The following is a 21,766-nucleotide window of genomic DNA, read 5'->3' on the forward strand; positions in this document are numbered from 1 at the left end:
TTGAGAAGGGAAGCGGTTGTAAAAAAACTGCGCTTGCTGACTGCCGGAATTGTGCTGATATGCTTAATATTTGCGGCCTGGATGGCGGTATTGGCTGGTTTGACCAAACAGAACCAGCGCATTCCAGTGTTGATTTACCATGATATATCAGCGGAAAATATCACGGACCGCAATAGGGATCTGACTTCCGGGGCCAGCTTCGCGGCGGAAATGGAGTTCCTGCACGACAACGGCTATCAGGTGATTCCTCTGAAACAGTTAATCAGTCATATGCAAACCAACGAAAAGTTGCCGGAAAAAGCACTCGTGATAACCTTTGATGACGGGTATGAAGGTGATTATAAAGTAGCTTACCCTATTTTAAAAAAATATAACATGCCGGCCACAATTTTTTTAATTGCCAACAGGGACCAGTATTTTGGACCGGATGCGCCGCCCATGCTCACCTGGGAAGAGATGAGGGAGATGGAAGGAAGCGGCTTGATCGATATCCAGGCGCATACGTATGATTTGCACTACCCGGTATATACCAACAAGGAGCGGACTTGCCTGAAGCCGGCGACGATTGCCAGGGCTTATCAACCGGAGTTGGGACGGCGGGAAACAGAGGAAGAATATGCCGGCAGGTTATATGAAGACTTTTTGCTGGCACGCACCACGATCGAAGCCAACTTGCATAACCAGGTTGACACTATGGCCTGGCCGTTCGGGGCTTATAATCTCACTTCTTTGCGTATAGCACGCGAAGCCGGCTTCAAGTATTTTGCCACGACCCGGAGAGGGACGAACGAATATGCCGACAGTGTTCAGGTTATACGCAGGATCAGTGAGGATGACAACATCTCCCCGGACCAGTTTGCGAAGTTCATTGAACCGGATTATTCTTATGTTAGACAACTTAGACAAGTGACTTTCAGGTACCTGAACCGTTTGATGGAGCTTTTTATTTAATAAAGCCGGGAAAAATTAGAGTACTGATAGCTTTTACCGGCGCCTAAATCGCGCTGTTCGCATTTACGACATCATACGTGGGCTGGCGTTGGTAAATGCTAACAGTTAAGGATATGTTGTCTGATGGCAGGAAATGCGGCGGTTTTATAGAATTTAGATATGTATGTAGTTTTTGGTCTAAAATGTTTAAACCCGGGGGGTTGCCGCAGCATGAGGATGATCATGAGAATAGTCTTGTCTATATTGACCGCTGCCATTTTGTTTTGCCTGGCGGCCGCGAGTGCCGTCGCCGGCGAGTTGCCGGCGCGGGGTTCTTTTTTTAGCGTGCAAAACCGGCAAAAGGAAACAATCAGTGAAGGTGTAACCTTGATTAATTATTCGCTGGACCTGCAAGGCGACCCGGTCAGACTGTCGGTTCTGCAGGTCGACTTAAGAAATCCTTACGTAAAGATAGATAGCTTGATCGGTTCGGACGGGACGCTGGGAAGTACCCAGCAGGTAGGTAAAATGGCCGAGCGCAGCGGGGCGGTGGCGGCGATAAACGCCGGCTTTTTCATCATCGCCCAGGGCAAGCCGCTAGGTATGATCGTCAGGAATGGAGAACTGGTGTCCAGCCCGATTATGCGCAGTGACATGCCGGTTTTTGCCCTAGGCATGGACGGGCGCCCGCTTATGGACTTTTTTAAATTTAGCGGGGAAGTAAAGGCCGCCAACGGGACCACTTTCGCTCTTTTTGGCGTGAATAAGCTGCTCTACAATCTGGAAAACGGCGGGCTCTCAGACACCGACCAGCTTACTTTGTACAACCGGAACTGGGGACAATACAGCCGGGGTGGCGATGATCAGTTGCCCGGCGCGGTGGAAACTGTGGTAGAAAACAATGTCGTGACGAAACAGGTTGTGGCGGGGGCGCCGCTGCCGATTCCCGCCAACGGTTATATACTATGGGGCCACGGTAAAGCCGCGGATTTCATGTCTAAAAATATGCCGGTCGGCTCGCAGGTTAAGGTTAGCTATCAAACGACCCCGGCTTTTGAAAAAATAAAACTTTCCACAGGCAGCAACAGCTTTTTGGTGCAGCAAGGGAAGGTAGCCGCGTTTCAGGAGGAACTGAAAGGCAATAATTCTCGCACGGCGGTAGCGTCATCTGATAACGGGAAGCTTCTCTATCTGGTCGCGGTAGAAAAAAGCGATCAAAGCAGAGGCCTGGAACAGGAAGAACTGGCCGAGCTGCTGGTGGCCATGGGCGTTGATACAGCTTTAAACCTGGACGGCGGCGGCTCTACCACCATGGTGGCGAAACACCTTGGTGACACAGGGATATCCGCTGTTATCCAGCCCAAAGAAGGATGGCAAAGACCGGTAACCGACGGCTTGGGGATATTTAACACGGCGCCGCCCGGGGAGCCGGCAGGATTGATTATTAGCGGCCCGGATATGGTCCTGGCCGGAACTGACAGCAGCTATACAGTGAAAGGTTATGACACACACTATTATCCCTGGCAGCCGCCAAATCTTAACTGGCGCGCCAGTGGCGGAGGGAATATTGCAAATGGCGTTTTCAGCGCCGGCAGCGGTGGAGATGTGGTGATTGAGGTTACTTCCGGCGCTGTGAAAGGAACTAAAAAAGTGCATGTGATCGGGGCTGGTGAGATCAAGGCTTTGCAAGTTGAGCCGAAAGTGATAAAAACCGGCAGCGGCCAACCGGTGGCTCTAACCTTTACCGTCGTGACCCGGGACGGTCAGGTGCTGCCGCTGGAGGCCCGTTATGTAACCGTCCGCGCAAGTACCGGTACGGTAAACAACGGTGTGTTTTCCCCGGGGAAAGACGGCGGAAAAGGTATACTGGAGGCGAGTTATCAGGGCCTGACCGTGCAGGTGCCTATCCGTTCGGCAAGTTTGTTTAAAGATACGGAAAACAACTGGGCCAATGATCAAATCAATGAATTGGCCGAGGCTGGTATTATCCAAGGCTACGAAGACGGTTTGTATCATCCGGCGGAGCCGGTTACCCGCGCTCAGGTTGTCACCTTGCTGGCGAGACTGTTGCATTGGACGCCGGTTGAAGGTCAGCTGAACTTTAAAGATGAAGTGCCTGACTGGGCGCAGAATGCCGTGGCTACAGCCGTGGCGCGCGGTGTGGTGAGTGGATACCCGGATCAGACCTTTCAGCCTGATCGGCCGGTAACCAGGGCTGAGGTCTCTGTCATTCTGGATCATGCCATTAAATTTACGGGTGACGATAAAGTATTGGATTTCAAGGATGCCGGAACTGTCCCCGATTGGGCGAAAGCGGCAATGGCCAAGGTTGTTTCAGCCGGAATCATAAGAGGTTACGAAGATGGCTCTTTAAAGTCCGAGGCTAATCTTACCAGGGCTGAAATAGCTGTTTTAATTACACGGCTGATTGGGTCAAACTATGTGAAGGTGGAAAAATAATGTGGCGCCGGTGACAGTATTAATAACGCTGATGAGCTTGGAAATAGGCGGCGCGGAAACCCATGCGGTTGTTTTGGCGCGTCATTTGAAAGAGCTCGGATACCGGGTAATAATGGCTTCCGCCGGGGGTGTTTTTGAAAAAACAATCGCCGGTTATGGGATTAAGCATTATAGATTGCCGCTTGATAATTCCAGGCTCCATTCCTTGTACCGTTCTGTGGTTGGAATAAGGTCAATTATCAAGTCTGAGAGCGTCAATTTGGTTCATGCTCATGCCCGCATTCCGGCTTTTGTTTCTGATTTGGCCAGCCGGCTAACCGGGATTCATATGATTACTACCGCCCACGCTATGTTCACGACAGGCTTTTTTTTAAGATATCTTTCCCGATGGGGAGAAAAGACCATTGTCGTCAGTTCAGATATAAAAGAACACATGATTAAATTCTTTGGCTTGGCGGAATCGAATATTATTTTAATTCCTAATGGAATTGATATTGAAAATTTTGATCCGGCATTACCGGTAGGTGGATTTGCAGATCTAAAGGGCGGTTCAGATAAAACCCTGATTTTTTATGTCAGCAGACTTGACGACTTGCTGGCTCCGGTGGTGATAAACCTTATCAAAGCTTGCGACAGGCTATATGACGAGTTTCCGTTTATTAGACTGCTGATCGCGGGCGACGGGAAATGCGCCTGGAAAGTGGCGGACAGAGCGAGGGTTGTAAATGCTAGAACTGGCGCAGATCTGATCAGGTTGTTAGGCGCCCGCACCGACATAAACAAGATCATGGCAACTGCCGACTTGATTGTCGGTGTCAGCAGGGTGGCGCTGGAAGCTATGGCCAGCGGCAGGAATGTTATTTTGGCTGGTGGGGAAGGTTACGGGGGGTTGATCCAGGAAGGCAGCCTGCCTTTGTTTGTCAACGATAATTTTACCGGGCGCCAGTTTAATAATAAAGCCACCGTCCAAGATTTTGAAAATACTATTAGAGAATTCTTATGCCTGCCTGTGGAATCCAAAAGGCACATGAGTTTATTATTACGGGAATTTATTGTTGAGAATTACAGCAGTGCGCGGATGGCGAAAGAAACAGCCGGAGTTTATGAGAAAGTGCTGAATACATAGATCAGGAGTCAGAATTCAGGAGTCAGTAATCAGAATATTTAAGGCCTTAAACTTTCTTTTATTCTGGCTCCTGACTTCTGACTCCTGATTACTGATTAATAAATTCAGGTGAGATGACTGTTGCTAAGAGTACTGCACATTATCAGTGATACCAATATTGGTGGGGCCGGTAGGCACTTGCTCACTTTCCTGGAACATTTTGACCGTACAAAGCTGGCGGTCTACGTGCTTTGTCCGCCTGCGTCTTTGTTGCTGGAGCAGTGCGTTGCAATGGGTATTAAGACATACACCAGCCCTTATTTGGCTGGAGACCGGTCTTTTGGCTGGCGCGGCCTGTCCGGCCTGATCCGTGAATTAGGTGTCATTGCGCGAGATTGCCGGATTGACATAGTACATACCCACGCTTCCTTTTCAGGACGGCTGGCGGCCAAGGCTGTCAGGGTTCCCCGCATCGTTTATACAAAGCACAGGATGGACTGGGGCGTCTCCAGGGGATGGTTTAAAAAAAAGGTTATAGCTTATTTGAATCGGTTGACCAGCCACAGGGTAATCGCTGTCAGTTTGGCTGTAAAAGAAGATCTTCTGTCGGATGGTGTTCCTGAAAAAAAAATAGCGTTGATTTACAATGGCGTGGATATTGAAAAGTTAAGGGAGCAAGCCCGGCCGGAGAAGCTGAAATCCATACCGTGTCTTGGAAACAGCCGTGTAGTAGGCATGGTAGCCCGCTTGGAACCGGAGAAGGGGCACCGTTATTTCCTGGAGGCATCTTCCATGGTGCTGGCTAAGCTGGAGAACGTTTTTTTTATCGTGGTGGGGACAGGTTCGCTTGCCGATGATTTGAGAGAAACTGCGAAAAATCTTGGGATTAGCGAACGTGTGCTTTTTACGGGTTATCAAGACGATATCGCCAAATTTATTGCTATGATGGACGTGATGGTAATACCATCGCTTACAGAGGCTTTCGGGATCAGTATGATTGAAGGCATGTGTCTAGGCAAGCCGTGTGTAGCCAGCGCGGTTGGCGGACTGGTGGAGATAGCCGGGCAGGACGGGCGGGTTGCTTTCCTTGTCCCGCCGGGGAATGCGGAAGCCATCGCTGAAAAAGTTATTTTTCTTTTAGAGAACCCTGGCTTTGCGGGGTCTATGGGGTCGCATGCCGCGGAAGAAGTGGAGATAAGATTTTCCGCTGAAAAAATGGCGGGTGAAATCGCCAGCCTCTATTACGAAATGATGAAATGTAATTAATCAGGAGGTAACTTTTCAGTGAACCCGGCCGTGGAGGCACAGCGTTATCACCGCTCACTCAGAGGAAAGGGGACACACCTTCCTTGGTTAAAATAAAAACGAAAGTTGTTTTGAAAATCAGGGAAGGAATGTCCCCAATTAATTCCGCTCCGGCAACACCACGGCTCGCTTCGGACCGAACTAGCGGCGCTGCAAAGGCGGCGGTAGACTGGTTATGATCAAGCCTATAAACCTCTAAGCTACTTATACTCATATTCGCTACTTGAGTTGCCCGCTGGTTTCGCGCCGCAGTTCGGTTACCCTCGCTTCGCTGGGTGTTGCTAACGGCGCTGCGCAAGTCGTTCGCTAACGATAACGCCGCGCCTCCACCTGGTTTACTGAATATATACGTCAGGAGTTAGGAGGGAAATAATCTTTGGTTTTAAGGTTTAAATACCCATAAAGAATGCAGTAATCCCTACTGAATTCTGACTACTGACTACTGATGTTTGAGGAGGTATGCACTTTGCTGGATATTAATCAGATTCAGGAAATATTGCCGCATCGCTACCCATTTTTATTGGTTGACCGGATCCTCTCAGTCGAAGGGGGCAAAAAAGCTGTAGGTATTAAAAATGTTACCGCTAACGAACCTTATTTCTGGGGGCATTACCCAGGTTATCCGGTTATGCCGGGAGTGCTGATTGTTGAGGCTATGGCGCAGGTGGGAGCGGTGGCAATATTAAAACTACCCGAATTTGCGGGTAAAATAGCTCTTTTTGCAGGAATAGACAAAGCCCGTTTCCGCCGCCAGGTTGTTCCGGGTGATCAACTGCGTATCGAGGTAGAAGTTTTAAAGCTGCGCAGCAAGGTTGGTAAAAGCTACGCGGTTGCTTATGTAGGGGAAGAGATTGCCGCAGAGGCTGAACTGATGTTTATGGTGCAAAAGAACAAGGATTAATTTAGCGAAATTAAATGTAATAAGGAGTTAGAGGAAATAATACAAAGTCATTTGTCAAGAATTATACATAAACGTATAATAATCATTTAATTAGCTTGTTTACTATTATTTTTTGTAATTGTCCTATCAAAGCTTAATCGGATAAAATATTTATGGTATTGTGTTTTGGACTTGCCTCACTGGAGGGATAAAAGTGCAGCTACCGGTAACGGCTATTCTTCTGGCTTTTGGAACAGCACTTTTGATTACACCATGGGTCAGGAAGTGGGCTTTTAAATGTGGGGCCTTAGACCGGCCAAATCGGAGGAAAGTGCATGAACGGCTAATGCCCAGGCTGGGCGGGCTGGCTATATATCTTAGCTTTGTGGCTTCAGTGATGATTACTTCCCAAGAGGTAGCCAGACAGGCCATTGGGTTGATTATCGGTGGTTCGTTAATTGTATTGCTTGGTGTAATTGACGATACCAGGGGGGTTTCACCACGGATAAAGCTGGCGGGGCAGGTGTTGGCAGCTTTCGCGGTAATACCTTTCGGTCTTAAAGTGGAATTTATAACGAACCCATTATCCGCTCAAATGATCACCCTGGGTTTGTTCAGTATCCCTGTTACTGTATTATGGCTGGTATCGGTCACTAATGCCGTTAACCTGATCGACGGTCTGGACGGGCTTGCCGGGGGTACCACTTTCATCGCCCTGCTGACTCTGGCGGCAACCGTATGGATTGAGGTCGCCCGGGCCGGCAGCAGTTCGCCTGGCCAGGAGGTGGCTGTGATACTGGCTCTGATCCTTGCCGGCGCGGTATTTGGTTTTTTACGCTACAATTTTTACCCGGCACGGATATTCCTGGGGGATTCGGGCTCAATGTTCCTGGGTTACAGCGTGGCCGTTTTAGCTATAATGGGGCTGGCCAAGGGTCCTACCTTCATCTCAGTAATTATCCCGGTGGTAATCCTGGGGATTCCTCTACTTGATACAGTTTTTGCCATTGTTAGGAGATATTGCGGGCATAGGCCTATTTTTCAGCCGGATAAGGAGCATTTGCACCATAGACTGATGGATATGGGACTTAGTCACCGCCAGACAGTATTGTGTATTTACGCGATTAATATTATTCTTAGCTTGAGTGCTATCATTATGACTATGATTACGCAAAAACAGGCTGTCCTGTTATTAGCGGTACTTTCTACCACTATCTTAATCGTAGCGAACAAAATAGGCGTCACCGGGATAGGCAAGCCAGGCTCATATTTGCCGCATTCTGGAAAACAACAACGGCCTTCGGGGATGTAAGCCGGACAAGTTATGAATGGGAAGGTATGCATATGAAAGTTAGAAAAGCTATTATACCTGCGGCGGGCTTGGGTGCCCGCTTTTTGCCTGCTACTAAGGCGCAACCAAAAGAGATGCTGCCCATCGTAGACAAGCCGACTATCCAGTACATTGTTGAGGAAGCGATTGAGTCCGGAATTGAAGATATATTAATTATTACAGGCAGGAATAAACGGGCTATCGAAGACCACTTTGACAAGTCGGTGGAATTAGAATATCAGTTAAAAGAAAAAGGGAAGTTCGATCTTCTGAAACTGGTGCAGGATATCAGCGAGCTTGTTGATATTTATTATGTGAGGCAAAAGGAGCCTTTGGGGCTCGGGCACGCGATTTATTGCGCCCGCCAGTTTGTCGGTGACGAGCCTTTCGCGGTGCTTTTAGGTGATGATATCATACGGAGTAAAGTACCTTGTCTCAAACAGATGATCAACTTGTACGAGGATTTACAATCTACTATTATTGCAGTCCATGAAGTACCCCGGGAAGATGTAAGTAAGTACGGTATTATTAACGCAATTCCGGAAAATGAAACGGTTTTCAGGCTAATCGATCTTGTTGAAAAACCTCCTGTTGAAAGCGCCCCGTCCCGGCTGGCGGTAATGGGCCGTTATATTATTAACCCGCGCATCTTCTCGATCCTGGCCGAAACCAAGCCGGGAGCCGGCGGGGAGATTCAGCTTACCGACGCGTTAAAGGTATTGTGCCGTGAGCAGCTAATGTACGGTTTGGCTTATGAAGGCCGCCGCTATGACGTGGGTGACAAGTTGGGTTATCTTCAGGCGACGGTGGAGTTTGCCCTGGCGCGGCCCGACTTGGCGGATGGGTTTAGGGAGTACTTGAAAACTGTGTGTACTGGGAAATAGAACAAATTTGCCTAATGTGACCTTTGAGCTGTCATTTGTGGCTCATGTTTGGCCCCAAAGCAAAAGTAAAAACCCGCAGGTTTACCTGACTGCGGGTTTTGTTTTACTTACTTCTTTTACCGAAGCCCCCCTTTTACAGGCGGGGCTTTTAATTTGGCTGAGGTATTCCTCGAACATCTTTTTTCTTGTATGAAGTTTTTTTAAGATTTTGTATTTCTCCATCAATCTCACCCGCTATTATTATTCCCAATAAACAGGACAACCAAACCCCGCATGTATAATCGCCGCTATTGCCGGTAAACTATTATCTGTAGATTATATTGGAAGGGGTGTTAAATTATGAATGTTTATCTAGAAATATTAATCAGGTCTCTGGGCGCTTTTGCCGGGGTTATTTTTATCACCAGACTGGTTGGCAAGTCACAGGTCGGAGGGTTGAATATAGCCGACTGGGTTAACGGTATTGTTATTGGTTCCATTGCTGCCAGCCTGGCCACGGATTTGAAGACGCCAGCGGGAATCTATGCGTTTGCGCTGCTGGTTTTTTTGGTTTTAACCGTATTTTCCGAATGGGTTGGGGTGAAGTACCGTCCCGTGCACAAGCTGTTGAGCGACGATCCGACGGTGGTGGTGCATAATGGGGTAATCCTTGAGGGAAATATGCATAAAATGCGCTATACGGTAGATGATTTAACCACCCAGTTGCGCCAGAAAAATGCGTTTAATATCGCGGATGTAGAATATGCCATTGCTGAACCGAACGGTGAATTGAGTGTACTGTTGAAAAGCCAGGTTGCGCCGGTTACTCCCCAAGATCTCCATATGCCGTCAAAGTACAAAGGGGTACCTTCTGAATTAGTGGTGGACGGAGTGATTATCCGGCAAAATTTAAAGCAAAACAACTTGGAAGAGGATTGGTTGTTAGGGGAATTGCAGAAGCAGGGTATCCAGTCCCTTAAAGAAGTATTTTACGCCAGCCTGGATCAGGACGGCAATCTTTATGTAGATAAGAAACAAGATAAAATGAGTTACAAACAGGATGTTACCGATAAACTCCCGGGGAAAATGCCGCAGTAAAAAAGTTACTTTTCAAAACGCAGCGCTTCAATGGGGTCCAGTCCCGCCGCTTTTTTAGCGGGGTAGTAGCCGAAGAAAATCCCGATTGCCGCCGAAAAACCGGTGGAAAGAAGAATGGACGAGATTGTAATTGTGGTTTGCCAGCCAGCAAACGCTGAAATGATTTTTGAGCCGGATATCCCGATCAGTATTCCCGCCAGACCGCCAACCAGGCACAGAGCGAGAGCCTCCACCAGGAACTGGTTGCGGATGTCGCTCTCAGTAGCGCCCACCGCCATGCGTAGTCCGATCTCCCTCGTTCTCTCCGTCACCGAAACCAGCATGATATTCATGATGCCGATGCCGCCCACCAGCAAGGATATCGCCGCCACACCGGCCAGAAACAAAGTCAGTATGGCGGAGGTGCTTTCAACTGTTTCCAGTAGAGATGCCATGTTGCGCACGTTGAAATCGTCGGAATTAACCCCCGTCAAGCGGTGTCTTTGCCGCAAAAGAGTCTCAATGCTGCTCTGGACATAACTCATGCTTTCCTGAGTGTCGGCCTGCACGTCAATCATCCGCACGTACTTTACGCCCAGCATTCTCCTTTGAGCAGTTGTTATAGGTATGTAGATCACGTCGTCCTGGTCCTGGCCGCCCATGGAGGCGCTTTTGGATTTTAGCACACCAACCACGGTAAAGCTCAGTTTGTTAATCCTGACGGTTGTGCCCACCGGGTCCGTGCCGTCGGGATAGAGATTGTCAACCACCGTTTTGCCCAGTACCGCCACCGGGGTGGCTCCCGCCACGTCATCTTCCGTGAAAAAAGAACCCGAAGTGGTCGGCCAGTCCTTGATTAGCTGATATTCCGGCGTGGTCCCGTCAAACTGAGTGGTCCAGGTCTGGCTGGCGTACCCGACAGTGGCGCTTGAACTTAGCTCGGGCGCCACATAGGCCACCTTGTTCAACCCGGCTATCGCTTCGGCATCTTCAACGGTTAGAGTGTTCACATTTCCCCCGGAACCCCGGACCGCTCCCTGACCGGCCCCGGGAGATACCATCAGCAAATTCGAGCCCATGCTGGAAATCTGGTCCGAGATCTTTTTGCTGGCGCCCTGCCCCACGGAAATCATGATGATTACGGCCGAAACGCCGATAATAATGCCGAGCATCGTCAGGGAAGATCTTAGCTTGTTTGCCTTTATGCCGTTTACCGCCACTTCAAAATTGTTGCCGAGATTCATGCGCCGGCCTCCGTTTCCTTCGGGAAGGCCGCCAGATCCGCAGCGGCGTTCCGTTGGTTTAATACAGGGGCATCTTCCGTTATACGTCCGTCTCTTAAATTAACCAAGCGGCGGCAGTATTGTGAGATGTCTTTTTCATGGGTAACCATGACCACGGTAATGCCTTTTTCAATATTCAATTGCTGTATGATTGAAACTATTTCTATACTCGTTCTTGAGTCCAGGGCGCCGGTGGGTTCGTCCGCCAGGATCAATGAGGGGTTGTTCACCAGGGCGCGGGCGATGGCGACTCTTTGCTGCTGGCCGCCCGACATCTGGTTGGGATAATGGCCGAGGTACTTTGAAAGACCGACCCAGTTCAGGGCTTCTTTAGCCCTGGCTTCCATTTCATTCTTATTAGCCCCGGCGTAGAGCATCGGCAGCTGAATGTTGGCCTGCACGGTCATCCTCCCCAGGAGGTTGAAACCCTGGAACACAAAACCGATTCTCTTGTTGCGGACGGCGGCCAGCCGGTTTTTGTCCAGGCCGGAGACGTTTTCTCCGTCGAGGTAATAGTCGCCTGTCGTTGGTCTGTCCAGGCAGCCGATAATATTCAACAAGGTGCTTTTGCCGGAACCGGAGGAGCCCATGATCGCCACCATTTCTCCTTCGGCGACGGTCAGGTCGATGCCTCTTAAAGCGTTAACCTGCAATGCTCCCAGGGTATATACTTTTTTGATATTTTTTATTTCGATCACTTTATTTTCCGGCATATATTCCACCACCCAGATTTATTTCATCAGTTGCGCCTGGCGCCGCCTCCTGTTACTTGAACCCGCGGTGCGCCCATCGTCATCGGGTTGTTGCTGCGCTGGCTGCTCTGGTTGCCCTGAGTGTTGGTTGCGGCAGACTGATCCAGGGAACCAATGACTATTGTGTCCCCTTCATTCAGACCGTTAACTACTTCATAATTGCTCAGGTCCGAAAGTCCTAGAACCACGCGTTTCGGAGAGGGAGTGCCGGAACCGTTCATAACAAGAACCGTAGCCTGCTGTTCCTGGTAACTTGCCGGTGAGCTTGAGGCATCAGTATTGTTGCTTCCATTATTATTGCTGGCATTGCTACCGGCGCCGGCGCTTTGACGGTTTTGGCGCTGAATGCCACCGGTACCGTTAGCACCGCCGGTTCCTTCCGTAACCGGGGCGCCGGCCTGTCTCATTTTACTTAAATAACTTGCCGCGTAAGATACGGCCCCTTTGGGAATGGTGAGGGTGTTCTCATGCCGGTCTATAATGATAGTGACATTGGTGGGCATTCCTGCTTTCATTTCCACGTAATTTTGGTCCGGTTGTATGTAAACATCATAAAGTTGGACATTGGAAACCGTAGTTGCCTGAGGGGCGATGCTGCTCACTTTGCCGGTAAATGTTTTGTTGGGATAGGAGTTCAGTGTGAATTCGACCGTTTGTCCTACCGCGGCTTTACCGATGTCAGCCTCGTTGACCTGGGACTTTAACTGCAGCGCTTCCGAGATGACAGTCATGAAACCGCCCCCGCTGGTGCTGTTGTTGTTGGCTGTGGCCCGCTGGCCGACCGCGCCATTGATCTCGCTGACTATGCCATCGATGGAGCAATACATCTTGGCCCCCGCAAGGTCGTTTTGAGCCAGTTTTAACTGCGCGCTGCTGCTATCCACCTGGGCGGCCGCCGCTTCGATGTCCTCCGGGCGATTGCCTGCTTGCAGTGATTTTAAGGAGTTCTCGGCTTGTTTCAATTTGCCTTCGGCATTAATAAGGTCCGAGTTGTATTTGTCAAGGTCGGCTTTGGATATTGCCCCTCCCTCATATAGTTGCTGGTAGCGATCCAAAGTGGTTTTAGCCAGGTCGTAGCTTGCCTGGGCCATTTTTACGTCCGTCGCGGCTTTATCCAAATCTTCTTGGGTGGAACCGTTTTGCAGGAGTTGCAGCTTGGCTGTGTTTCCTTTCAGACTGGCTGTAGCCTGGATTACTGATGCATCCAGGTTGTCGGTATATTGTTCGGCTAAAAGCTGGCCCGCCGTTACGTGATCGCCCACTTTGACATAGATGTCCTTAATGATTTCGGAGTTTTTGAAGCTTAGAGAAACCGTACTGACCGGCTCGATCGTCCCGCTGGCTGAAATAGTGGTAGTCACAGTGCCTTTTTTGACAGTGTCGGTAAGATAATTTCCTGAAACGTTTTTGTGGCTTTTTACTATAAAATATCCCGCCAGCGCGGCTATCACAATCAAAATAATACCAAACAGCAATTTTTTTCTCTTTAAAAACCCGACAAGGTAATTTAGCTTATTGGCATCAGGTTTCAGTGTATCTTCCAAAATATTTTCCTCCCTGGTTATTAAATTAACTGACAGTATTTGACGATGTTTTAAGATATCCTTGCCAGTATAGACTTTTTTTCGGCAGGATTTGTTCAAAATGGACTTAAGGCAAAAACGTTCCTGTAAGACCACCTAAATACAGTTTAACGGATTATTGTGACTAAATCTTGAACAAATGGCTAATTTTTTTTGAATCCGCTGAAAAAAGCATGGCTTTATTACCATGCTAATAACTAGATAGAAAATATTGTTTGTAAGAAAGATTATTCTGTATTATTGCTAAAGACATGCAGTAAATAGCCTGTCCCGCGCACAGTCAAAATTTCCCCCTCGCTGACCGGCCAATCTTGCAATGAATGCCGTATTCGTTTGACCGAAACATCCACCGCGCGGTCACACCCGTCGTAATCTACCCCCCAGATATGATCCAGCAACCTGTCCCGGGTAAATACCTGGTTCGGGTGGCGAACCAGGAAAGCCAAAAGTTTCCAGTCGCGCGGCGCAAAGTTGATTGTTCTGCCTTTAATGGAAACAGTCCGGGAGGTAAAATTCACAATCAAACTCCCAAATTGGACATGTTCAGGTTCAACCAGGCAGGCGGGTCGCCGCAGCACAGCCTTGACCCGTGCTATTACTTCATCCGGATCGAAAGGTTTCGGAATATAATCATCGGCGCCCTGCTTAAACCCCTCCAGGCGGTCTTCGACAGCGCCGCGTGCCGTTACCATGATTACGGGGCAACTGCTTTGTTGGCGAATTTCATCCAGCACTGCCCATCCGTCTTTCCCGGACAGCATCAAATCCAGAAGAACCAAGGCGGGGTTTACTTCCGGAAATTTGGACAGGGCTTCTTCCCCGTCCGTAGCGACTTGTACCGCGAAGCCCGCGTGCTCCAAGTAAACCTTGAGCAAAAGGGCTATTGAATGTTCGTCTTCAACCACCATGATTGTTTGCAAAATGCCATTCTCCAAGTAAAGATAGGATGGATTTGTAAATAGTGACAAAACATTTGAGAGAGTTAAGTTTTTATTGTTAATATTTTATATTATAACGCCAAGATAAGAAAGATTGTATACAAAGAATGTAGTTGGCCTGCGGACTGTCGGCGAGTACTTGAATAAAGCGTATATTATATATGAACGTGGAAGTGTGGAATAAGTGCTGGTGTTAAAATATGATTGCGTTAAAGAGACATCTGTCCTGATGAAGCTAGGACTTAAGTCCTATTTACATCGGGACCGATGTAAAGTATAAATAAGTTATCTGAAAAAGGCAAACATAGTGAAAACTATGGACGCAAAACTACGGGTCTAAAGTGCTGCGGGCGCTATGACAGCCGGGTTGCCAGGGAAAAACAAATTAGTTCCTGTGACAATACCCGGCTTTATGAAGGGTATTTTTTATTGCGCATTTTTCGTGATTTGTGGATAGGCGACTTTATTCTAATCCTCAAGAACGGGAGGGTGTTGAATGGACCCAAATCCTATGGTTGTCGCGGAAACATACCGGTTAATGCAGCAAATCAGATTAAAAAAGGAACAAATAATAAATGTGGCGCGTAAACCCAAGGACAAAAGAGCGGCATCCAGTCAAGATTTGCCGGGTGATCCGGATAATCCGCATCTGGGTAAAGAGATTGACGGGCATGTGTAATCATGCCAACAGCCTGAACCCGGTTGAGCGGGGTTGTTCTATATTAACATATCTTTTCTTTAATATCGTCGTGAACAATATCAGCTGCCGTTTTTTTTGCCGGCAAGTTCAGACTTTTTTTAACGGTGCTTACCCGTTCAGGCATACTGCCTTTTACCTCAACATAGCTAATATTCATTATGCTCAAGAAATCTACGATTTTTTTGTCTACTTCCAAAGCGAATTTCAGGTTTTGATATCTTACACCATCATCGATTAACTCAATTTCCCTCGGTATGTAAAATATCTCGTATTCATTCAGATCTCTCATTGCCCATTCATATAGTTTCAGTAAAGCGTATTTCTCTTTTGGGTTATTAAAATTACAGGTAAGGATTCCATAAACGTAACATAAAATTGTGGCATTGTCACAAAAAATAATATCGCTGCTCTTTAAATACTCCTCCCTTTTCTTTTGTCCTTCATAAAGCAGGAATTGCTCGAAAATATTAGTTGGCACTCCATAGTTGACAATGTACTCGCGGGCGAATTCTTCACAAATTGATGATATGTAACCTGCCAGACTGTAGTCTACGTCTAACTGTTTGCAGAGGGTTGTTTTACCTGTGCCCGGACCTCCTAAAACTGCTACCTTGATTGGTTTGCTGTTTTTAACATGCATGCATCTCCCCAACATTAGTATGTTTATTCATCTAAGTCATTCGACATAATCCGATTGAAACCTTCATTATAATACTGGCCTTAAATTTTTCCGGGGTTATCGGCGCAAATAGGCTGAAATAAATTGATTAGAAAAACAGGTGCTTGTATTTTGTGGCTTTGTAAAAGGAATCTGGTATAATACAAGTGTATGAACAACACAGGAAGTTGAGATCGGGCAGGGAGCAGGGAAAATAAACTAATGTTATTACGGCATAAAGGTTCCCCTCGATGAAGGGTGATAATGTGGAAAAACCAACGACTGGCAAGATGATTTTCAAGATTACCATATTAATCGCTTTTTTTAGTTTTTTGTCAAAGTTGCTGGGGCTGTTGCGTGATATTGTTATTGCATATAAATTTGGCGCCTCCGGACCTACCGACGCATACCTGGTGGCCCTCACGGCGCCAAATTTGCTTTTCTTTATTATCAGCGGGGCGCTGGCGGCGGTAACGGTGCCTGTTTTTATCGATTATTCGACAAAGGGGGAGAAACAGGAAGCCTGGAAGGTTTTTAACACTGTTTTTAACGCTGTAACGCTGATCTTTGTTTTAATTGCAGCGATAGGTGTGATTTGTTCTCCTTATATTGTTAAGTTGATCGCGCCATTTTTGCCGGAGCAAACGGCAAACCTAGCCGCCGGGCTGGCTAGGATAATGTTTCCCTTGCTGCTCTTTGCGGGCTGGGCCTCGCTTTTTACCGGTTTGCTAAACGCAAATAACATATTTGGTATACCAGCTTCTTCAAATGCGGTGAATAACGTGGTAATCATCTTAGGTGCTGTAACGCTGGGCAGTTTTTATGGTATACAGGGTTTGGCGGTGGGCACAGTGATGGCTATGGCGGCTATGGCTTTAATTCAAGTGCCCGCCCTTATCGGTGCCGGATACAGGTATAAATTGGCGCTTGAACTAGGGCACCCGGGCTTGAAACAGGTTTTTAGCCTGATCTTGCCTGCTGCGGCAGGGTTAACGGTCAACCAGGCTTATATATTGATAGAGCGGATTTTTGCTTCCGGCATGACCGCCGGGAGCATTTCAGCCCTTAATTTTGCCAATAAATTGGTTCAATATCCAATTAGCCTTTTTGTGCTGCCATTGGGTACTGCGATTTTTCCAACACTTGCTAGGCTGGCGGCAGCAGGAGAGCGCGAAGAATATACTGCTGTTTTAATTAAGTTAATTAAAATTTTAATGCTGGGGATGGTTCCCGCCAGCATCGGCTTGATGGTTTTACGCTATCCGATAGTTAGTTTGCTGTATCAGAATGGGGCCTTTGACCAGCGGGCAACGGGAATGACTGCCGCCGCCTTGCTGTTTTATTCAGTCGGGCTGGTTGGACAGGCTTCCAACGTAATCCTGACAAAAGCCTTTTATTCGTTGCAGGACACCAGGACACCGGTAAAAATTACGCTGGCAACCGTACTGGTTAACCTTGGTCTGAGCATGGTTTTTATCAGGTTCCTACAACATGGCGGACTGGCCCTGGCCGGTTCTTTGGCTTCATTGACCGGTACTGCCTTGTTCATGATCTATCTTGCGAAAAAGGTGGAACCGCTGAAATGGAATGGTTTGATTAGGTTTACCCTGTCTGTGTTGGCCGCCTCTGCGCTAATGGCCGCGGCGAGCTATGGTGTCAGTGCCTTTTTGACCGGTTTATCCGGCCTGCATGGTAAACTTGGCCTGGCTGTTCAGGTTGGCACTGCAGTTGCGGTGGGTATAGCGGTGTTTACAGCTGCCGCATTGGTTCTCAGGATCGAGGAATTATATACTATGCGAGAATATCTAAAGGCAGCTTTTACCGGCCGGAATTCTAAAGGTTAGTTAATTTAACCAAATTCAAATATGAACCTTTGCGGAACAGTGGGCATACCTTGGGTGTAAGGGGGTGCCGGGTATGTTGTTTAAAATATCCGAACTGGGTCTTAAGGAAACGGTAAACATGGTGGACGGCGCGAAAATGGGGGCGGTGAAAGACGTTTATATTGACTTGGAGACCGGAAAAGTGCTCTCGCTGGTGCTTTCGAGCGGCAGAAAATATTTCGGGCTTATTCCAGCCGGAAAAGATGTGGAAGTACAGTGGGAAAGAATTAGAAAGATCGGTATTCATACCGTATTGGTTGAGGTAGAACCTCAAAATGAGTGATATCGTTTCAACGTTGCTACATGTCGATATTTGTTGACATTTTTCTTCGGTTGTTGTTAAAATGTACTGTAGTTTCCGGTTTATGATCAAGACGGAGGAAGTGCCTGTGAAGCTGATGTAAACCTCTGATCCGGAGGTTAATTTTATGTTTGGGGCTTGTACTATGATAAGGGGTGATAATGATGGCCAGGCGGTTATTTACTTCTGAATCAGTCACTGAAGGACACCCGGATAAGATAGCCGACCAGATATCTGATGCGGTTCTTGACGCGATCTACATGAATGACCCTTTGGCACGGGTAGCGTGCGAAACCCTGGTTACTACAGGCTTGGTTCTGGTGAGCGGTGAGATTACGACCCATTGTTACGTGGATATTCCCAGGGTAGCCCGGGAAACTGTCCGTGAGATCGGTTATACCCGGGCGAAATACGGTTTTGACTGTGATACCTGCGCGGTGATTACTTCTATCGACGAACAGTCAGGTGATATTGCCCAGGGTGTTGACCACGCGCTGGAGACCCGCGACAGCACAGGTGATAATGATGAATTGGATAACACCGGCGCCGGCGACCAGGGGATGATGTTTGGCTATGCCACAAATGAAACGCCGGAATTGATGCCGCTGCCTATATCCCTGGCCCACAGCCTGGCGAAGCGCCTGTCCGTAGTCCGGAAGAGCGGGTTGGTTCCCTACCTCCGGCCAGACGGAAAAACCCAGGTGACAGTGGAATATGAAGACGGCCGCCCGGTAAGGGTGGACAGTGTGGTGATCGGCACCCAGCACGATTCTAAAGTAACCCTGGAGGAGATCCGCAAGGATATGCTGGAACAGGTAATCAAACCAGTTGTTCCAGGTGAGTTGCTGGACAATTCAACCCGGTACCTGGTCAACGCTACGGGCCGTTTTGTTATCGGCGGGCCGCAGGGGGATACCGGCTTAACAGGAAGAAAAATAATTGTGGACACATACGGGGGAATGGCCCGTCACGGAGGCGGCGCCTTCTCGGGCAAAGATCCTACTAAGGTAGACCGCTCAGCCAGTTATGCCGCCCGGTATGTTGCTAAAAACATCGTAGCAGCCGGTTTGGCGGACAAATGTGAGCTGCAAATCGCCTATGTAATTGGAGTAGCTCATCCGGTTTCGATTTTAGTGGATACATTTGGCACAGGCAAGATAGACGATCAGACTCTGGTTAAACTGGTGGGCAGCCACTTTGATCTGCGCCCGGCAGCCATCATCAAAGGGCTGGACCTGCGACGGCCGATTTACAAGCAAGTGGCCGCATACGGACATTTCGGCAGAAACGACCTCGACCTGCCCTGGGAACGCACCGATAAGGCCGAAGCTCTCAGGCGGGACGCCGGTTTGAAATAACACCTGTTTCGAGTAGTAGAGTTTGGGAAGTTTAAATATTAGATCAAAAAAGTAGCCTCAATAGGCTACTTTTTTGTTGCTTACATAGCGGCTGAACATGAGCCGCGTTGTATACCCAAAGGTCATTAACAGCGAATTGTTCTTTTTCTAATCACCCCTGGCCTATATGCCGCATATGGTGCAATAAAGGCCGGGGGTGAAAAATGTGAGCTTGCTTTTTATATCATTGCTGATGCTGGCCGCAGGGTGCTTTATTTATCTTGTCGTAAATTATTACACCGTTCACAAGAACACAAGCATGGTGATTATCGTTGTCAAGGATCAGGAGCCATGGGTGGAGGGTTTTATTCGTAAAGTCTTTTACCTGATTAGAAACACGCCATGGATTAGCATACAGGTAATAGACGATGGTTCATGTGACTGTACGCTGAAAATACTGAAACGTTTACAAAGGCGGTATTATTTTGAATTGTTGTGCGTAAAGGCTGGGGAGATCATGGAATTAAGCGGGGGCGCCAACAGGTTTTCAAACATAAAGCAGTATGACGTCAGAGGTTTAACCGGTAAGGACCTGCTGCGCGCACCTTTATTTTTTCGTCTGTCTGCTGACGGCGCAGGTAATTTCAACGCTTTGTCGAAATAATGCGTTGAGGTGGAATCAGCTTGCGACCGAAAGGCTTTGTTCACATCCTTTATATATGGCTTGTAGTCGGTCTGGCCGCCTGGCAGTTGTATCTTCTTATCCCGGCTCTGGATATGGACCGGCTGCGGGAATTGCTGTCTATCGTCCTCCTTGGCGTACTGGCCGAGTGGCTGGCGGTTTCTTTTCCGCACGGGCAACTTTCGGGCAGCTTCGCCCTGGTATTATCAACTTATTTAATCTTTGGTCCGGCTGCGACCGCCTGGGTTTCCGGCCTGTCAACGCTTTTCGGTCAGGGGATAGCTAACCGGGGCAATCCAGCGCGCACAACAGTGTTCAACGCTGGTCAGTATGTATTGGCCGCTGTCGCGGCCGGCCATATTTATCAGTTGTGCGGCGGTAGGCCGGGTTGGTCAGGTTTTGCGGCTATTTTTCCATTGGCTGCTTTCACTGTCAGTTATCTAATAATCAATCACTTGCTGATTTATTTTTACCTGTTGCCAAAGAGGCGTCATTATCCTGGTCCAGCTTGGCTGGACGCGGTAAAGTGGGACAGTCTGACCTATCTGCTTACTGTTCCCCTGGGGCTCTTAATTGCCATGATCTATGTATATACAGGCATAACCGGTATCATGCTGCTCTTTTCTTCAGTGTTGGCAATTCAGTTAATCATGCGTCATTATATTCACCTGCACGTGGCTAATCGGGAACTGAAAGCTTTCTATGATGTGGCTACTTTTTTAGAAAAGAATCCGGATCTTGGCGAGTTGTTAAATTTTATCCTAAGAAGTGCGAGAAAAGTTTTTCCTTACCATTCAGGAGTGGCTTACCTGCGTTCCGGTGAAAGAGATGCATTCGCGCCCGTTGCGGCAACCGGGCCGTATTCCAAAGAGCTTAAAAGAACCATTGTATATAGAGGTGAAGGAATCGCCGGCTGCTCTATATTGGATAGAAAGCCTGAAATAATATCAAATTGCAGACTTGATCCCCGTACCAGGAATGAAGCCGGTTTGTGCCAGGTAATGCGCTCGCTGTTAATCATTCCATTATTATCTGGTGAGGATGATTTAGGAGTTATTGTGCTGGGCGATCAAAGACCGATGGCTTTTGATGAGAAACACCTGCACATTATGGCCGTGCTTGGTGGACAAGCAGCCTTAACCGTGGGAAAATCAGTACTCGCCAGCCGTTTGGAACATGCCGCGTCACTGGATGTGTTAACGGGACTGTTAAATTCCGGCGTTTTTTTTCAAGCCGCGTCTGAGATATGCGAAGCAGCCGTTGAGAACGGTGCTTTGCTTGGACTGATGCTCATCGACACAGACCGGTTTAAGAATTTTAATGACCGCTATGGCCGGGCAGCGGGGGACGATATGCTGGCTGAACTGGCTGGGATCGTTAAAGGTGTAACGCGCGGGGATGACTTAGCCGCGCATTACGGCGGAGATGAATTTGCCGTAATCCTGCCGGGTGCCGGTGGCCGTCGCCTGCTGGATATCGCAGACAGTTTAAGTAACGAAATAAGGGAGCACTATTTTCTTAGAAGGGCCGGGAGGCAGGCGAGAATCACAGTCAGTATAGGAGTGGCGGAACTTCCACGGGACGCCGGTGACGCGGCGGGCTTGTTCAAAGCCGCGCAGCGCGCCTTGGATAAGGCTAAAAAGGAAGGCGGGAATAAAGTCGTATCCGCCGCCGCGTCAATCATAGGGTTGTCCTGAGA

General features: G+C 48.3%; 20 protein-coding genes and 1 riboswitch. Of the genes, 15 read left to right on the forward strand and 5 right to left on the reverse strand.

The genetic code is table 11. The features are described 5' to 3' along the window. From L7E55_RS01050 to L7E55_RS01090, 9 genes are all read left to right on the forward strand, one after another. Entirely contained in the window at window positions 1-951 is a 951-nt protein-coding gene (locus L7E55_RS01050) for a polysaccharide deacetylase family protein (RefSeq protein ID WP_277442104.1), read from the forward strand. A 210-nt stretch (window positions 952-1,161) separates the two neighbouring features. Beyond that, window positions 1,162-3,390, forward strand: coding sequence for an S-layer homology domain-containing protein (locus L7E55_RS01055; RefSeq protein WP_277442105.1), 2,229 nt, complete (start codon window positions 1,162-1,164; stop codon window positions 3,388-3,390). Between the two features lies 1 nt (window position 3,391). Further along, window positions 3,392-4,516 (forward strand): glycosyltransferase, encoded by a 1,125-nt coding sequence (locus L7E55_RS01060; protein WP_277442106.1) that lies wholly within the window; start codon window positions 3,392-3,394, stop codon window positions 4,514-4,516. A gap of 120 nt (window positions 4,517-4,636) precedes the next feature. Next, complete coding sequence (locus L7E55_RS01065) at window positions 4,637-5,761, forward strand: glycosyltransferase family 4 protein (protein WP_277442107.1); 1,125 nt, start codon at window positions 4,637-4,639, stop codon at window positions 5,759-5,761. A gap of 83 nt (window positions 5,762-5,844) precedes the next feature. Continuing rightward, window positions 5,845-5,979 (forward strand): hypothetical protein, encoded by a 135-nt coding sequence (locus L7E55_RS01070; RefSeq protein WP_277442108.1) that lies wholly within the window; start codon window positions 5,845-5,847, stop codon window positions 5,977-5,979. A gap of 287 nt (window positions 5,980-6,266) precedes the next feature. Beyond that, entirely contained in the window at window positions 6,267-6,701 is a 435-nt protein-coding gene (gene fabZ, locus L7E55_RS01075; RefSeq protein ID WP_277442109.1) for a 3-hydroxyacyl-ACP dehydratase FabZ, read from the forward strand. A gap of 193 nt (window positions 6,702-6,894) precedes the next feature. Then, window positions 6,895-7,992, forward strand: coding sequence for an MraY family glycosyltransferase (locus L7E55_RS01080; protein WP_277442110.1), 1,098 nt, complete (start codon window positions 6,895-6,897; stop codon window positions 7,990-7,992). Between the two features lie 32 nt (window positions 7,993-8,024). Further along, window positions 8,025-8,894 (forward strand): UTP--glucose-1-phosphate uridylyltransferase GalU, encoded by an 870-nt coding sequence (gene galU / locus L7E55_RS01085; protein WP_277442111.1) that lies wholly within the window; start codon window positions 8,025-8,027, stop codon window positions 8,892-8,894. Window positions 8,895-9,233: 339 nt separating this feature from the next. Beyond that, a complete protein-coding gene (locus L7E55_RS01090; protein ID WP_277442112.1) occupies window positions 9,234-9,971 on the forward strand; it encodes a YetF domain-containing protein in 738 nt (245 codons plus the stop codon). 5 nt (window positions 9,972-9,976) lie between these two features. On the opposite strand, the gene L7E55_RS01095 is transcribed toward L7E55_RS01090, so the two are convergent. The 4 genes from L7E55_RS01095 to L7E55_RS01110 all read right to left on the reverse strand — a co-directional run bounded on the left by L7E55_RS01095 (window position 9,977) and on the right by L7E55_RS01110 (window position 14,488). After that, window positions 9,977-11,194, reverse strand: a complete 1,218-nt coding sequence (locus L7E55_RS01095) for an ABC transporter permease (RefSeq protein ID WP_277442113.1) — start codon at window positions 11,192-11,194, stop codon at window positions 9,977-9,979. Beyond that, on the reverse strand, window positions 11,191-11,946 hold the full coding sequence (locus tag L7E55_RS01100; protein ID WP_277442114.1) for an ABC transporter ATP-binding protein: 756 nt from the start codon (window positions 11,944-11,946) through the stop codon (window positions 11,191-11,193). Before L7E55_RS01100 ends, L7E55_RS01095 begins: the two co-directional genes overlap by 4 nt. A 26-nt stretch (window positions 11,947-11,972) precedes the next feature. Further along, window positions 11,973-13,529: an HlyD family secretion protein gene (locus L7E55_RS01105; protein ID WP_277442115.1), complete on the reverse strand. Its 1,557-nt coding sequence runs from the start codon at window positions 13,527-13,529 to the stop codon at window positions 11,973-11,975. A 266-nt stretch (window positions 13,530-13,795) separates the two neighbouring features. Then, entirely contained in the window at window positions 13,796-14,488 is a 693-nt protein-coding gene (locus tag L7E55_RS01110) for a response regulator transcription factor (RefSeq protein ID WP_277442116.1), read from the reverse strand. 305 nt (window positions 14,489-14,793) lie between these two features. After that, a riboswitch (cyclic di-GMP riboswitch) is annotated at window positions 14,794-14,881 on the forward strand. Between the two features lie 121 nt (window positions 14,882-15,002). Here L7E55_RS01110 and L7E55_RS01115 point away from each other — a divergent pair. Then, the gene (locus L7E55_RS01115; RefSeq protein WP_277442117.1) at window positions 15,003-15,185 is read left to right on the forward strand and encodes a hypothetical protein; all 183 of its coding nucleotides are present in this window, start codon (window positions 15,003-15,005) and stop codon (window positions 15,183-15,185) included. Between the two features lie 43 nt (window positions 15,186-15,228). Here L7E55_RS01115 and L7E55_RS01120 read toward each other — a convergent pair whose 3' ends face one another. Then, a complete protein-coding gene (locus L7E55_RS01120) occupies window positions 15,229-15,846 on the reverse strand; it encodes an ATP-binding protein (protein ID WP_277442118.1) in 618 nt (205 codons plus the stop codon). Between the two features lie 284 nt (window positions 15,847-16,130). Between L7E55_RS01120 and murJ the strand changes: the two genes are divergently transcribed. The 5 genes from murJ (at window position 16,131) to L7E55_RS01145 (ending at window position 21,764) form a co-directional block, all read left to right on the forward strand. Continuing rightward, window positions 16,131-17,708 carry a murein biosynthesis integral membrane protein MurJ gene (murJ, locus tag L7E55_RS01125; protein ID WP_277442119.1) on the forward strand — a complete coding sequence of 526 codons (1,578 nt, stop codon included), beginning with the start codon at window positions 16,131-16,133 and terminating at the stop codon, window positions 17,706-17,708. A gap of 73 nt (window positions 17,709-17,781) precedes the next feature. Next, window positions 17,782-18,030, forward strand: a complete 249-nt coding sequence (locus L7E55_RS01130; RefSeq protein ID WP_277442120.1) for a YlmC/YmxH family sporulation protein — start codon at window positions 17,782-17,784, stop codon at window positions 18,028-18,030. Between the two features lie 182 nt (window positions 18,031-18,212). Next, a complete protein-coding gene (metK, locus tag L7E55_RS01135; RefSeq protein ID WP_277442162.1) occupies window positions 18,213-19,406 on the forward strand; it encodes a methionine adenosyltransferase in 1,194 nt (397 codons plus the stop codon). 205 nt (window positions 19,407-19,611) lie between these two features. Further along, the gene (locus tag L7E55_RS01140) at window positions 19,612-20,049 is read left to right on the forward strand and encodes a glycosyltransferase family 2 protein (RefSeq protein ID WP_277442121.1); all 438 of its coding nucleotides are present in this window, start codon (window positions 19,612-19,614) and stop codon (window positions 20,047-20,049) included. 20 nt (window positions 20,050-20,069) lie between these two features. Continuing rightward, window positions 20,070-21,764: a sensor domain-containing diguanylate cyclase gene (locus L7E55_RS01145; RefSeq protein WP_277442122.1), complete on the forward strand. Its 1,695-nt coding sequence runs from the start codon at window positions 20,070-20,072 to the stop codon at window positions 21,762-21,764. Window positions 21,765-21,766: the final 2 nt, after the last annotated feature.

This window comes from Pelotomaculum isophthalicicum JI (assembly GCF_029478095.1).
Classification (GTDB): Bacteria; Bacillota; Desulfotomaculia; order Desulfotomaculales; family Pelotomaculaceae; genus Pelotomaculum_D; species Pelotomaculum_D isophthalicicum.